The following is a 13,597-nucleotide window of genomic DNA, read 5'->3' as shown; positions in this document are numbered from 1 at the left end:
GAGCGAAATCGCCCCAGTGATCTTCGGGTTGACCGCCAAATTGACGTCGGCGATCACGGTGATCATTTCCCCGGCCCATCAGGACTGCCTTCTAAAGTCTCATGTTTCCTAAACGCCCATAGGCGTACAGCCCCCAACCATTGAGAGCAAGAAGATAACTACTCATACCTAAACGTTTCACGCAAGGTCTCAAAATGGTGGTTCGGCCGAATTCCCGGGTTTCGCATCGGGAATTCCAGCCTCCCTTCAAGCTTTTAGGACCTATGTCCAGCTGAACCTGGGAAATGGCAGAAACAGCAGCCTCCGAGGCTTGGTGAGAGGTGAGCGACGGCAAAGTCGTCACCCCCCGGCTCAACTCAATTGCCAAGAAGCGATCAAGGCGACCGGGCTGCCAAGTTTTCGCTGCTCCTATTATGCCCCCCAGGACATCTCCAGCTTGGCCGGGAGCGTGGATGTGATCCGACCGACCACCTGATCGGCAAGCCTCTGTTCTGGTATGACTTTTCCCGCCATGACTGCCACCCGGCTCAGTTCGGGGTCGGCACCCTGCCGCAGGGTCAGATCATCCCCTCCAAGAGTTCATGGGAAGCAAGGTTGCGCCGGTCATTCGCACAGAAATCGCCCCAGAAAGGCTCCATGAGAAGCATGGAACCTAGGTATTTACTTTAGCTTGTCGGCGGGGTTACCATACCTTTCGGAAGTCTTAATAACATAAGATAGCGAACGGAACCGACGTACAGACTAGAGTGGTTGCAACTGATTCGAATAACGACGCCAAATAGGTGCAGCATCAGGTGGAATCCGGCCAGGAGGGGCTTATGCTTGAAGATCGCAGAAAGCGGGTCCTAATCGTCGAAGACGAGGCCATGATCTCGATGCTGATCGAGGATATGGTTCTGGATTTCGGTTGCCAAGTCGTGGGACCTGCGGCTCGTCTGGACCACGCCCTCACCCTGGCCCTTCAGGCTGAAATCGACATCGGCCTTCTCGACATCAACGTGGATGGATCTGTCGTGTTCCCGGTCGCGGACGTTCTGCGCTTCCGCAAAATTCCGTTCATTTTCTCGACAGGCTACGACTTCCGCTCGCTCCCGGAGCGTTTCCGGGACTGCGCAACCTTGTCGAAGCCGTTTTCGTATCAGAACTTCGCCGATACGCTGCAAAGTGTTCTGGCAGTTCCGGAGATCAGGGCAGCCGTCTGATTGCGTTGGTGCGAGGTACGCACCATGCTTCTGATATTCGCCGCTTATGAAGGCGAACGCCCTTGAGGCGTACAATCCTGAACGGCTGTTCATTCAGGAGCGTGGTTCAACCAGCATCTCGGCATCCACCCTCGGCCTCAGCGTCACCTTCATGATGGGTGCCGGCATGGAGCCCGTTTCCGGCCGGAGGCGGACGGCCTTCAGTAAGACGGCGAGAATGGCGAGTGCCTCCATCTGGGCGAAAGCGCTGCCGATGCAGATCCGCGGGCCCGCGCCGAAGGGCATGTAGGCGTAACGATGCCGTCCCTTCGCCTGCTCCGGTGCGAAGCGCTCCGGATCGAACCGCTCAGGCTGCTCCCAGATAGCGGCGTGATGGTGCACGGCATGAATGGGAACGACGATGACGGCACCCTCGGGAACCATGAACCCGCCGAGCGGAAAAGCACGCGTTGCCGTTCTGGTGATGATCGGAGCCGGCGGATAGAGCCTCATGGCTTCCGAGAAGACCTGCCGCGTATAGGCAAGCTCGGAAACATGCTCCGTGTGAACCGGGCCACCTCCGGTCACCGTATCAATCTCCGCGAGCACCCTCGCCTCGTGCTCCGGATGATGCGCCAGCAGGAGAAGCGTCCAGGCAAGCCCGAGGGCGGTGGTCTCGTGTCCGGCCGTGATGAAGGTCAGAAGGTTGTCGGCGATTTCGTCATCGGTCATCGTGCGGCCGGTCTCGGGATCGGCTGCACCGAGGAGCAATGCGACCAGATCCTCACGCGCCTCCCCGCCCCGGCGACGTTCGGCGATCATGCCGGTGATCGCGGAGCGAAGGTAGGTTGTCGCCGCCCTTGCCCGTCCCCGCCCTGGGTACGGAACCCAATCGGGCGCGTTGAGGATGCTCAGGGCGAAGATCCAGCCTGTCGGCTTCAGATAGTCCGTGATGCCCCGCTCCACCCGGACCACGTCGATCCCGCCCGGACCCGACATCATGGTCTCGACTATGATGTCGAAGGTCGTGCGCATCATCTCATGGCCGATCCTGACCGTTGCGCCGGAGTCCATGCCGAGCCAACGGTCACGGGTCCGCTCCGCCGCCGAGATCATCGCAGGAAGCAACCCGACGAGTTTCTCATGCCGGAAGGCGGGCGCCACCGATTGGCGCTGCCAGCGCCAATGGGGGCCGTCCGCCGTCAACAGCCCCTGACCGAGAGCCGGGCCGAGGGCCCGCCGCACATCCTCTCCCTTCGACAGGGCATCGGCGTTGCGAACCAGGGCCTCCTGAATGAGTGCCGGATCGAGAAGGAAAATCCTTTCTCGGTTGGCGACCCGCGAATAGACGAGCGGCTCCCGGTAGACCTCCGGCGGCAGCGCCTGAAGCGGATCCCGAACAAGCGCAGGCAGAACAGAGAGAGGAGAGCGGCGGCTGACCGCGATGCCGGGGCTCTGCTCCGACAGGAGGGGAAGGGCATCGATGCTCATGCGGTTCCTCTTCGAGACGACTCACGCACACCTTGATATGCCGATGCCGAACACGAATTGTCCGGCATCGGCAAGGCGCCAAGAGACAGAACGCAGAAACGCGGCTTTGGATCTGGAGAACATCGCCTGCTGACCCATTTGATCAATCGATGATTCCCGGGCATGGACCCTGCAACGTCTCTCAGGTATCGCGGAGCTCTTGGTGAATATGAGTACCAAACGGCCGGAAGGCCTCTTTCGCATCGGGCGCTCGGAGACCGGCCTCGGGCTCTTCGCGACGGATGTCATCGAGAAGGGGACCTTCATCATCGAATATGTCGGGTCCCGGATCACCAGCGAAGAGGTCGAGAGACGCCGGAATACGCGCTACCTGTTCGAGATCAACAGCCGCTGGACCATCGACGGCGCGCCGCGCTGGAACACCGCGCGGTACATCAATCATTCATGCCGCCCGAACGCACAGGCGACGATCTCGCGCGGCAAGATCCGCATCAAGGCCATCAAGCGCATCAAGCCAGGCGACGAGATCACGTATAATTACGGAAAGAACTATTTCGAAACCTTCATCAAGCCGCATGGCTGCAGGTGCCGCTCGTGCCAGAAGAAGCGTGAAAAAGAAGCTGCCGGATAGGGTTTACCGGCTTCAGCCGATTTTGAGCTCGGAGACCGTGCGCTTGGCTCCAAGGTCATAAAGCCGTGCCAGGTGTGCCGTGACCTCGCCTGTGAAGCGGGGGTCAGCCGGCAGATCATCTCCGAAGATCTCGCGGATGGCGAACAGGCCAGGAGCCAAATTTTCGGCTGCCGGCCCTGCCCCATCCGCCACCTCCCGCAACCGCGCCGCCATAGGATCGCGAACGTCGATTGCCGCGCCCTTCTCATCGGTGCCGGTCACATAGCGCATCCAGGCCGCGACCCCGAGTGACAGCCGCCCGATCGGCGCGCCGCTGCTCAGGCGGTCGCGGATCGTGCCGAGAAGGCGCTGAGGGAGCTTCTGCGAGCCATCCATGGCGATCTGCCACGTGCGGTGCTTCAGAGCGGGGTTCTTGAACCGCTCGATGAGGGCGCTCTTGTAGGATTCCAGATCGGCACCCGGCGGCATATGCAGCGTCGGCGTGACCTCCTCGTCCATGAGGCCCCGGATCAGCCGAACGAAGGCCTCGTCGGCCATGGTGTCGGCAACGGTCTCATAGCCGGCGAGATACCCGAGATAGGCAAGCGTCGAGTGGCTGCCGTTGAGCAGCCTGAGCTTCATATGCTCGTAGGGCTCGACATCGCTCACGAACTCGGCGCCTGCCCTTTCCCAGGCCGGGCGCCCCTGCGGAAAGCGGTCCTCGATCACCCATTGCGTGAAGGGCTCGGTGACGACCGGCCATGCATCCGCAACGCCGAGCGTCTCACCGATCCGCTCACGGTCCTGATCGCTCGTGGCGGGCACGATCCGGTCGACCATAGTCGACGGGCAGGAGACCTCGTCTGCGACGAACCGGCCGAGGTCCGGATCGACCAGTTCGGCAAAGCGGGTGAGAACGCGCTTCACGGTGCGCCCGTTGGACGGAAGGTTGTCGCACGTCAGCACGGTGAAGGGCGGCACGCCGTTGATACGGCGACGGCGCAGGGCCTCGACGATGAAGCCAGGGGCGGATTTCGGGTTCATCGAATAAGCGAGATCATGCACGATATCTGGATGCGACTCGTTCAGGGCACCCGTCGCCGGATCGTGGCAATAGCCCTTTTCGGTAACGGTCAAGGTCACGATCCGCGTCTGAGGATCCGCCATCGTATCGAGTAGGTCTTCCGTCTCGCGGGGGGCTACGATGACGCGGCGGACCGAGCCGATGACCCGAAGCGCTTCACACTCCTGTGACCGCACCGAAAGGGTGTAGAGCCCATCCTGCGGCTGTAGGGCATCGTAGGTGTCAGGGCTGCGCAGGCTTGCGGCCACGATGCCCCAGCTCAGATCCGTTGCCAGGACGTCATCGGTATAGACGGCCTGATGCGCCCGGTGAAAGGCGCCCACGCCGAGGTGGACGATGCCTGTCCTGACATCCTTCCGGTGATAGGCGGGGCGTCGAACCTCCCCAGGCAGATCCGTGAGGTTATCGTCGTTCAGGCGATCTGACATCGGAACCTCAATGCGCCGGCTGCTGCTTCGCGCGGGTGACGATCTGCGTCGGGTTGACGAAGCGCAGGGCAATGATGAGCCATATCAGGGTCGTGACCATGTAGATCACCGCCATGGCGTCGATGGACTGCACGGCGCGAACGCCGGCCGCGAAGACGGCGTAGTAGAGCGCCACCACAAGGGTCTGGCTGGTTGGGCCGGCCACGAGGAAGGTCAGCTCGAACATGGCAATGGTGCGCACCAGGACCAGCAGCAGCGCCGCCAGGATGCCCGGCAGGAGCAGCGGCAGAAGCACGTAGATGAACAGCTTGAAGGTGTTGGCTCCGAACACGCGGGCCGCGGCCTCGACCTTCGGGTCGATCTGCTCGATGAACGGAACCATGACGAGGATCACGAAAGGCACGGTCGGCACGAGATTAGCCGCCACGACGCCCCAGAAGGTGCCCGCAAGTCCAGTCTGATAGAGCACGGTCGCCAGCGGAATGCCGAAGGTCATCGGCGGGATCAGAAGCGGCAGCAGGAAGAGCAGCACGAGAAGCCGCTTGCCTGGAAAGTCACGGCGGGCCAGCGCATAGGCGGCGGTAACGCCCAGCGCACCCGAGATGAAGACCACGGCGCCGATCACCTGAAAGGTCACGATCAACACGTCCCAGAGCTGAAACTCGTTCCAGGCGGAGGTGTACCAGCGCGTCGTCCAGCCGGCGGGCAGCCATGTGCCGAGCCAGCGGGTGGCAAACGAGCTCGTCACCACGGTGGCGATCATGGCAAGGAGGTTGAGGACGAAGAAGCCCACCGTGGCCCACACGGCTGCGGCCCAGAGCTTGGCTCCGATGGTAGTATCGCGGATCATCGGTTTACCCTTTCGCCCCGGAGGCAGGACCACGGTAGAACAGCCCGCGCGAGGCAAGCACCGCAACGACGATGCCGAGCTGGACGAAGCCCATGATCATCGCAATCGCAGAACCCATGGAATAATCGTACTCCTCGAAGGCCGCCTGAGCGGCTGCAATCGAGATGACGCGGGTCGGCCCCGCCGGCTCGCCGAGCAGCACTGCGGAGGGGAACACCGAAAAGGCCTGCACGAAGGAGAGGCAGAAGGTGATGGCAAGACCTGGCATCAGCAGCGGCAGATAGATGTGCCGGAACCGCTGCCACGCGCTCGCCCCGAGGGTGGCGGCCGCCTGCTCAAGCGCCGGATCGATGCCGGTCACGTAGGACAGGGTGAGCAGGAAGGTGAACGGGAAGCCCGTGATCACCAGTGAGGCAAAGACGCCCCAGTAATTGTGAACGAGTTTCAGTGGCTGGGAGATCAGGCCGAAGGTCAACAGGGTTCTGTTGAACCAGCCCTGAGGGCCGAGATAGTTCAACAAGCCTTCTGCCACCAGAACCGTGCCGAGAGTAATCGGCAGAACGAGAAGCGTCGTCAGAAGACGCTGGCGGCGCATGAGACGGACCCGGAATGCGATGGGAACGGCCAGCAGAAGATTCACGAGGGTGACCGGAATTGCGAGCCAGAGCGTCTTCGCAATCGTCTCGTAGAGAAATGGATCCGAGAAAAAGCGCCTGTAATTGGCAAGCCAGTCCCCTCCGGCTTTCGGTTCGAAGGAAAGAATGAAGCCGAAGGCAAAAGGATAGACGAACAGCAGCAGGCTGAAGATGGCGGCGGGAATGACGAGGAGTGTTACAGCGTCGAAGCCACGAGCCTCCAGCCGCTGGCGCAAGCTGGGTCCGTGTTCGACGGCAGGCGCGTGAGCAACGGCGTCCATCACTGCCTCCCTTGAACGGGCTCCGCGAACACGAGAATGCGTTCGTCCTCCGTCCGCAGATGAATCCTGGATCCCGGCTCCACCGACACATGAGAGCGGAACACGAAATCCAGACCACCGGCTGAATGAGCGGTCCCGACAAATTCGCGACCGCGATACTCGATGGTGTCGACCGTTGCGGCGATCGCATTCGGCCCGGCCTCGCCCACCTCGAGATCATCAGATCGGATGGCGGCATATGCCGTCGAACCGACGGAAACCCGCTCACGGGCGACGCCGCTGATCCGCGCGCCTTCCACGTCGAGGATGGTACGGTCGCCCTCGACGGCGACGACCTTCCCTCTCAGCTTGTTGCGGAAGCCCATGAAGTCAGCCACGTCGAAATGGGCCGGCGCCTCATAGAGTTCCTTCGGCGCGCCGACCTGCCGGACGACACCGTCGCGCAGCACGACGATCCGGTCGGCGAGCGACAGGGCCTCGTCCTGATCGTGGGTCACGTAGATGGTCGTGGCCCCAAGCTCGTTGTGAATGCGCCGGATTTCCGCCCGCATTTCCAGACGCAGCTTGGCATCGAGGTTGGAGAGCGGCTCGTCCATCAGCACCAGAGGCGGCTCGATGACGATGGCGCGGGCAATCGCCACGCGCTGCTGCTGGCCGCCGGAGAGCTGGCCCGGCAGCTTGTTCTCCTGACCCTGGAGGCGGACGAGGCTCAGGGCCTCGTCAACCTTGCGGTCGATCTCAGCCTTCGGCCGCCCACGCATCTTCAGGCCGAAGCCGATGTTCTGGCGGACGTTGAGATGGGGAAAGAGCGCGTAGTTCTGGAACACCATGCCGAAGCCGCGCTCCTCGGGACGCAGCGTGTCGACCCGGTTCTTGTCGAGCCAGATCGCTCCACCGGTCACAGGAAGAAGACCCGCGATGCAGTTCAATGTCGTTGACTTCCCGCAACCCGAAGGCCCGAGCAGGGCGATGAACTCGCCCCGTCGGATGGTGAGGGAGACGTCGCGCAAGGCATTGAGCGCCCCGAAATCGCGGCTCACACGGTCGAGCCGGACTTCGTCGAATTGGGATAGGGCTATGGTCATCGCGGGTCCTTGGTTTCGATTTACTTGCGCTTGCCGCCGGCGACCTGCTCGTCCCACATGCGGAAGGCAACGACCATCTGCTCGGGCTGAAGCGGCAACTCGATCGGGTTCTCGGCGATCCACTTCTCGTATTCGGGACGGCCGAATTCCTTGATGGCGGCCTGGCTCTCAGGCGGTGCCATGTCGAGGGTCACGTCCTTCACGGCCGGGCCCGGATAGAAATAGCCTTCATCGTAGGTATAGGCCTGCTGCTCCTTGGTGAGCAGGAAGTTCATGAGATCAAGGAGCACCGCGAGCTTCTCGTTGGAGAGACCCTTGGGCACGCACATGTAGTGGGCGTCCGCCACCCAGTGGAAGCCCTTGAGCGCCGCCACCTTGGCCTCCTTCGGCACGACGCCGAGGACGCGCGGATTGATGTCCCAGCCGGTGGTCGAAACGGTCATGTCGCGGGAGCCTTCACCCAGCTCCTTCATCACCGCACCGGTGCCGGACGGGTAGTACTCGATGTTCTGCCCGAGCTCCTTCAGGTAGGCCCAGGTCTTGTCCCAGCCCTTGGCGGGATCCTGCGGGTTGCTGTCGCCCAGGATGTAGGGCAGGCCCATGATGAAGGTACGGCCAGGGCCGGAATTGGCAGGGCGCGCATAGATGAAGCGTCCAGGATTGGCCTTGGTGTAGGCGAGCAGCTCCTCGGCGGTGGTCGGAACAGTCTTGACCTTGTCCGGCATGTACTCGAGCAGCGGACCGGACGGGTAGTAGGTCACGACCACACCCTGCCCCTTGGCCAATCCCTGCATCTTGGCCGCGGCCGGCAGGTAGATGTCGTCGAGCTTCGGCAGCGCATTGGCATGGCCGGGGATCAGCTCGACCCAGAGCTTCTGCTCGATGCCGGCGGAGAGCGCATCGGTGCCGGTGAGCACGAGATCGATATCGACGCGACCCGCATCCTGCTGGGCCTTGATCTTGCCGGCCAATTCAGGCGCGGTCGCTTTGGTGAAGGAGATGCGCGAGACGAGATTCGGCTTGGCCTTGCGGTAGTTCTCGATGGCCTTCTGCGTCAGCGCGAGATTACCCGCGACATCGATGATGCTGAGCGTGACCGGGCTCGTCGGCAGATTGGCCTGGGCAAAGCCCGAACCGCCGAAAGCGGCAACGCCTGCGGCGCCGGCGACACCGCCGACGAAGGTCCGCCTGGTGATCAGGTTTGTCATGTTCTTCCTCCCGTTCTGTGCGACATGGCTCTTTTCTCCATGTCCCGTGTCACAGCTTGTAGGCCTCTTTGGCGAGGCGATAGGCGAGATCGTAAGCCACCTCGTGGGCTTCATCCTCATCGAGGCGGTGCGTCACCACGAGGTTGGCGAGGTAGGCGCAATCGACCCGACGGGCCACATCGTGCCGGGCCGGAATAGACAGGTAGGCGCGCGTGTCGTCGTTGAACCCGACCGTGTTGTAGAAGCCTGCGGTCTCTGTCGTGAGCTCGCGGAAGCGGCGCATCCCCTCGGGCGCATCGAAGAACCACCAGGCCGGCCCCAACTTCAAGGCCGGATAATGTCCGGCGAGCGGAGCCAGCTCGCGGGAATAGCTCGTCTCGTCTAGGGTGAAGACAATGATCGTCAGGTTCGGCTCGTTGCCGAAGCGGTCAAGAAGCGGTTTGAGTGCGCGAACGTAGTCTGTCTGCGAAGGAATGTCGGCGCCCATGTCGCGACCGAAGCAACGGAAGAGCGCCTCGTTGTGATTGCGGAAGGAGCCAGGATGGATCTGCAGGACCATGCCGTCTTCCACGCTCATGGCCGCCATCTCGGTCAGCATCTGCGCACGGAACAGATCCGCATCCTCAGGGCTTGGGCTCTCCGTCGAAACGCGTCGGAACAGGGCCTCCGCATCCGCTTGCGAGAGATTGGCTGTTCGGGCGGTTGGGTGACCATGATCGGTGGAGGTCGCTCCGTACTCCCGGAAGAACGCCCGCCGCTTGCGATGCGCTTCGAGATAGCCACGCCACGTGGACGTGTCGCACCCTGTGATCTCACCGAAGCGGGCAAGGTTCTGTCGGAAACCCTCGAACTCCGGATCCACGACCGGATCGGGTCGATAGGCGGTGATCACCCTGCCCTTCCAGCCTGATTGCCGAATGGTCTCATGATGCTTCAGAGGGTCTAGGGGGCTTTCCGTCGTGGCGATGGCTTCGATCCGAAAACGCTCGAAGAGCGCCCGAGGACGAAACTCAGGTTTGCGCAGAGCGTCGTCGATCCGGTCATAGTAAGCATCCGCGTTCGCGGGCGAGAGACGCTCCGTGAAGCCGAACAGCGTCGAAAAAGTGTGATCGAGCCACGCACGCGTCGGCGTACCGCGAAAGAGATGATAGTGCGCAGCGAAGCGGCGCCAGATCGCGCGCGGATCGCGCTCGACCTCGCTTCCGTCCTTCACCGGAATGCCAAGATCTTCAAGGCGCAAGCCCTGGCTGTAGAGCATGCGGAAAATGTAATGGTCGGGAACCACGAACAGCGCCGCAGGATCGGGGAACGGCTCGTTCTCCGCATACCAGCGCGGATCCGTATGCCCGTGCGGGGAGATGATGGGCAGATCCCGGATCTCCGCATAAAGCCTGCGCGCCACCTCGCGGGCAGCGGGCTCTGCCGGAAAAAGCCGGTCCGGATGGATCAGCATGGCGTTCTCCCTTGGCGCGTCAGGCAAGCCATTTGCGGTGACTTTCAAGCGCCTCATTGCCGGAGACCATAAGACGATCCAAGCCCGTTTGCAATGGTCTACTAGTATGGTAGTGTGCCACTTATGAATGAGAGAGACCCCCTTGCGAAGCTCGATGTCAGCCGCGAACCCATGGCCCGGCAGGTCACGCGCGCCTTGCGGCAAGCCATTGTCAGCATGCGGATTTCGCCCGGCGAGATGCTGTCGGAACAGGACCTCGCGCAGCGATTCGGCGTCAGTCGCTCACCTGTGCGCGAAGCCCTGATCAAGCTGAGCGAGGCAGGGCTGGTGCGGGTTCTGCCCCAGCGCGGCACCCAGGTGGTCAAGATATCAAGAGCCGCGGTGGAAGACGCCCGCTTCATTCGCCAGGCTGTCGAATGTGCCGTTGTCCGTGAGGCCGCCGTCAAGGCTACACCCATACTCCTCACCGAACTGAATGCCAGTCTGACTCGACAACGGCGAGCCCAGCGCGCCACCTCGTCGGATGATTTCATGGCTCTCGACGAAGAGTTTCATCGCCTTCTGGCGGAAGCTGCCGGCAGACCGGCAGCCTGGCGCATGATCGAGGATGTGAAGCCTCAGATGGACCGGGTGAGATACCTGGACGTGAAGCAGGCTACACCGCGCCACACCATCGTGGCGCAGCACGCGTTGATCGTCGAGGCTATCAAGTCGTCCGATCCTGTCGCGGCGGAGAAGGCCATGCATCAGCACTTGAGCGAGATTCTTCGCACCCTGCCGGAACTTGCCATGCAATATCCCGAACTTTTCGAACCGGAACACGATGCTGTGGCACAGGCGCTCAGCGCGTAGGACGGGCAAAGATACAATCCGCTCAATCCTGAAGAGGCAACATCATGGAACAAGCGTGGCGCTGGTTCGGCCCTGAAGACGTCATCAAGCTGTCCCATGTCTGCCAGACCGGCGCGACCGGGATCGTGACGGCGTTGCACCATATTCCATACGGCGTCGTCTGGAGCATCGAGGAGATCGAGAAGCGCAAGGCGCTCATCGCCGCGGACCCCTCGCTCGGCCTGCGCTGGAGCGTGGTCGAGAGCCTGCCCGTTCATGAGCGCATCAAGATCGGCGAAGGCGACCTGACGCCCCTGTTCGACAACTACCGGCAATCGCTGCGTAATCTGGCTCAGTGCGGCGTCACCACGATCTGCTACAACTTCATGCCGGTTGTGGACTGGACACGCACCGAACTCGCCTACCCTCTTCCCGGCGGCGGCACGGCCTTACGCTTCAACGCGCATGAATTCGCCGCCTTCGATTGCTTCATGCTGCAGCGTCCTGGTGCCGAAGCGGATCATTTGCCTGACGTCTTAGCGAGGGCGAAAGAGTGGTATGACCGCTCGTCGGAAATGGACCGGCGCCAGCTTCTGTCGAACATCATGGCCGGCCTGCCCGGCGCTTATGATCGCTATGACATCCCTGGCCTGCGTGTCATGCTCGACCGCTACCGGGACGTCGACGCCGATGCGCTCCGTGAGAACCTTGCCCGATTCCTTCGCGAGGTGATCCCGACGGCGGAAGAAGTCGGCGTGCGGATGTGCATCCATCCCGACGATCCGCCGCGCCCCCTCATGGGCCTGCCGCGCATCGTGTCGAATGCGGACGACATCGCCTTCATTCTCGAAGCCGTGGACTCGCCTGCGAACGGGCTGACCCTCTGCAGCGGCTCCCTCGGGGCGAACCCGATCAATGACGTTCCGGCGATCGCCAGGCGCTTCGCGAACCGGATCTGGTTCGCCCACCTGCGCAACGTGGCAAAGGAGCCGGACGGTTCCTTCATGGAGGCGGATCACCTTGGCGGCGATACCGACATGGTGGCTCTGGTGACAGTGCTGCTGGAGGAGCAGAAGCGCCGCAAAGACGCCGGAGACGCGCATTGGCGCATCCCCATGCGTCCCGACCATGGCCACGAGCTTCTGGACGATGTGGGCAAGCCCACCCATCCAGGCTATCCCGCCATCGGCCGCTTGCGGGGCCTTGCCGAGCTTCGCGGCGTGATGACAGCCGTGTCGGCTCTGCGCGACCTGCCGCTCTGAGAATCGAGGGAAGTCCTACCCCAGCAGGTTGCGTATCGTCCGCATGAACACGCGGGCGCCGATCGGGATCAGGTCATCGGGAAAGTCGTAATCCGGATTGTGCAGGCTGGGGTGCTTCTCGCCGGCCCCAAGAAAGAACATGGCCGCGGGCGCTTTCTGTCCGAAGCGGCCGAAATCCTCCGAGGCCCTTATCGGCAGGTCGCCCCGGTCATAGGGCACGCCCTCGGCTTCGAGCGCCTGGCGCAGATGTGCGACCGCCTCCGGTGCATTCTCGCAATGGTGGAAAATATCGTCGTAGGACACTTCCACGCTCAGCCCCTGTTCACGGGCGGCGCTCAGCACCAGCTGCTCGGCGCTTGCGCAGAGCTCCTCCATTCCAGCATCGGTGAGCGTCCGCAGTGTTGCCCAGATCTCCCCATGTGCCGGCGCCACGCCGAAAGCCGGCTCTCCGATCCTGGCATGCGTCACTGTCACCATGGAGAAGCCCTCCTCCAAAGGTCCACCCCGGCCCAGGGCCGTGAGCTGTGGCATCAGCTGGGCAACGACGTTCACAGGCGAGAGGCCAGTCTCGGGCATGGAGGCATGGGCGGTCTTGCCTGTGAGCACGATTCGCATGCCGCGCGAGGCGCAGTTGACCGGACCCTCCGTGAGCGCCACCTGGCCGAAGGGCAGACCCGGCACATTGTGCAGGGCGAAGGCAAAATCGGGTGCGATCTGGCGGAAGCGCGGGTCCGACACCACGGCTGCCGCGCCGGAACCATCCTCTTCCGCCGGCTGGAACATCAGGATGGCACGGCCGCGCTGCGGACGGTTCCGGCCGAGTTCCCGGGCTAATGCTGCGAGAATGGCCATGTGGCCGTCATGCCCGCACAGATGACCTTTGCCGGGCGTGGCAGAGCGATGAGGCGCTTCGGAAATTTCCTGGATCGGCAGCCCGTCGAGTTCGGCGCGCACCATCACGGTCGGCCCCGGCTCACGGCCTTCGTAAACGGCCGCAATGCCATGGCCCCCGAGGTCCGTCAGGGTCCAGTCCGGATGGGTCTCCTTGAGAAAGGCCTGAACCTCGCGGGCGGTCTGCTCCTCCTGCCTGGAGAGCTCCGGCATGCGGTGCAGCTTGCGCCGAAAGGCAACCAGCTCGACCATGTCTTGGTTGGTCAGGACCATCGCTCACCTCCAGGGCCCGCAATTTAAGAGCCAA

12 protein-coding genes are annotated in these 13,597 nt (G+C 62.6%); 4 read left to right on the top strand and 8 right to left on the bottom strand.

Annotated elements, in window-relative coordinates:
* Positions 1-818: 818 nt before the first annotated feature.
* Entirely contained in the window at positions 819-1,202 is a 384-nt protein-coding gene (locus tag MA07_RS16525; RefSeq protein ID WP_036353215.1) for a response regulator, read from the top strand.
* Between the two features lie 93 nt (positions 1,203-1,295).
* Here MA07_RS16525 and MA07_RS16520 read toward each other — a convergent pair whose 3' ends face one another.
* Entirely contained in the window at positions 1,296-2,672 is a 1,377-nt protein-coding gene (locus tag MA07_RS16520; protein WP_036353211.1) for a cytochrome P450, read from the bottom strand.
* A 208-nt stretch (positions 2,673-2,880) separates the two neighbouring features.
* Here MA07_RS16520 and MA07_RS16515 point away from each other — a divergent pair, with 208 nt between their 5' ends.
* Complete coding sequence (locus tag MA07_RS16515; RefSeq protein WP_052003239.1) at positions 2,881-3,303, top strand: SET domain-containing protein; 423 nt, start codon at positions 2,881-2,883, stop codon at positions 3,301-3,303.
* Positions 3,304-3,315: 12 nt separating this feature from the next.
* Here the strand turns inward: MA07_RS16515 and MA07_RS16510 are convergent, their stop codons facing one another.
* The 6 genes from MA07_RS16510 to uxaC are packed head-to-tail and all read right to left on the bottom strand — an operon-like array spanning position 3,316 to position 10,306.
* A complete protein-coding gene (locus MA07_RS16510) occupies positions 3,316-4,794 on the bottom strand; it encodes a mannitol dehydrogenase family protein (protein ID WP_036353208.1) in 1,479 nt (492 codons plus the stop codon).
* 7 nt (positions 4,795-4,801) lie between these two features.
* On the bottom strand, positions 4,802-5,644 hold the full coding sequence (locus MA07_RS16505; protein WP_036353204.1) for an ABC transporter permease subunit: 843 nt from the start codon (positions 5,642-5,644) through the stop codon (positions 4,802-4,804).
* Between the two features lie 4 nt (positions 5,645-5,648).
* Positions 5,649-6,560: an ABC transporter permease gene (locus MA07_RS16500; protein ID WP_052003238.1), complete on the bottom strand. Its 912-nt coding sequence runs from the start codon at positions 6,558-6,560 to the stop codon at positions 5,649-5,651.
* Entirely contained in the window at positions 6,560-7,645 is a 1,086-nt protein-coding gene (locus MA07_RS16495) for an ABC transporter ATP-binding protein (protein WP_036353201.1), read from the bottom strand. The genes MA07_RS16500 and MA07_RS16495 overlap by 1 nt, the downstream gene beginning before the upstream one ends.
* A gap of 20 nt (positions 7,646-7,665) precedes the next feature.
* Positions 7,666-8,853 carry an extracellular solute-binding protein gene (locus MA07_RS16490; protein ID WP_036353198.1) on the bottom strand — a complete coding sequence of 396 codons (1,188 nt, stop codon included), beginning with the start codon at positions 8,851-8,853 and terminating at the stop codon, positions 7,666-7,668.
* 49 nt (positions 8,854-8,902) lie between these two features.
* Entirely contained in the window at positions 8,903-10,306 is a 1,404-nt protein-coding gene (gene uxaC / locus MA07_RS16485; protein WP_036353196.1) for a glucuronate isomerase, read from the bottom strand.
* Between the two features lie 123 nt (positions 10,307-10,429).
* Here uxaC and MA07_RS16480 point away from each other — a divergent pair, with 123 nt between their 5' ends.
* Positions 10,430-11,158: a GntR family transcriptional regulator gene (locus MA07_RS16480; RefSeq protein ID WP_036353194.1), complete on the top strand. Its 729-nt coding sequence runs from the start codon at positions 10,430-10,432 to the stop codon at positions 11,156-11,158.
* Between the two features lie 44 nt (positions 11,159-11,202).
* Positions 11,203-12,399, top strand: coding sequence for a mannonate dehydratase (gene uxuA, locus MA07_RS16475; RefSeq protein ID WP_036353191.1), 1,197 nt, complete (start codon positions 11,203-11,205; stop codon positions 12,397-12,399).
* A gap of 15 nt (positions 12,400-12,414) precedes the next feature.
* On the opposite strand, the gene MA07_RS16470 is transcribed toward uxuA, so the two are convergent.
* A complete protein-coding gene (locus MA07_RS16470) occupies positions 12,415-13,563 on the bottom strand; it encodes an amidohydrolase (RefSeq protein WP_036353188.1) in 1,149 nt (382 codons plus the stop codon).
* Positions 13,564-13,597 lie beyond the last annotated feature (34 nt).

This window comes from Microvirga sp. BSC39, assembly GCF_000739015.1.
In the GTDB taxonomy this organism is placed as follows: domain Bacteria; phylum Pseudomonadota; class Alphaproteobacteria; order Rhizobiales; family Beijerinckiaceae; genus Microvirga.
Note: the sequence above shows the minus strand (reverse complement) of the source record. Positions and strands in the feature narration are given on the sequence as shown.

Excerpts from the sequence above, each read along its gene's own strand:
- MA07_RS16525 (WP_036353215.1), top strand. The coding sequence starts at position 819 with ATGCTTGAAGATCGCAGAAAGCGGGTCCTAATCGTCGAAGACGAGGCC.
- MA07_RS16520 (WP_036353211.1), bottom strand. The coding sequence starts at position 2,672 with ATGAGCATCGATGCCCTTCCCCTCCTGTCGGAGCAGAGCCCCGGCATC.
- MA07_RS16515 (WP_052003239.1), top strand. The coding sequence starts at position 2,881 with ATGAGTACCAAACGGCCGGAAGGCCTCTTTCGCATCGGGCGCTCGGAG.
- MA07_RS16510 (WP_036353208.1), bottom strand. The coding sequence starts at position 4,794 with ATGTCAGATCGCCTGAACGACGATAACCTCACGGATCTGCCTGGGGAG.
- MA07_RS16505 (WP_036353204.1), bottom strand. The coding sequence starts at position 5,644 with ATGATCCGCGATACTACCATCGGAGCCAAGCTCTGGGCCGCAGCCGTG.
- MA07_RS16500 (WP_052003238.1), bottom strand. The coding sequence starts at position 6,560 with ATGGACGCCGTTGCTCACGCGCCTGCCGTCGAACACGGACCCAGCTTG.
- MA07_RS16495 (WP_036353201.1), bottom strand. The coding sequence starts at position 7,645 with ATGACCATAGCCCTATCCCAATTCGACGAAGTCCGGCTCGACCGTGTG.
- MA07_RS16490 (WP_036353198.1), bottom strand. The coding sequence starts at position 8,853 with ATGACAAACCTGATCACCAGGCGGACCTTCGTCGGCGGTGTCGCCGGC.
- uxaC (WP_036353196.1), bottom strand. The coding sequence starts at position 10,306 with ATGCTGATCCATCCGGACCGGCTTTTTCCGGCAGAGCCCGCTGCCCGC.
- MA07_RS16480 (WP_036353194.1), top strand. The coding sequence starts at position 10,430 with ATGAATGAGAGAGACCCCCTTGCGAAGCTCGATGTCAGCCGCGAACCC.
- uxuA (WP_036353191.1), top strand. The coding sequence starts at position 11,203 with ATGGAACAAGCGTGGCGCTGGTTCGGCCCTGAAGACGTCATCAAGCTG.
- MA07_RS16470 (WP_036353188.1), bottom strand. The coding sequence starts at position 13,563 with ATGGTCCTGACCAACCAAGACATGGTCGAGCTGGTTGCCTTTCGGCGC.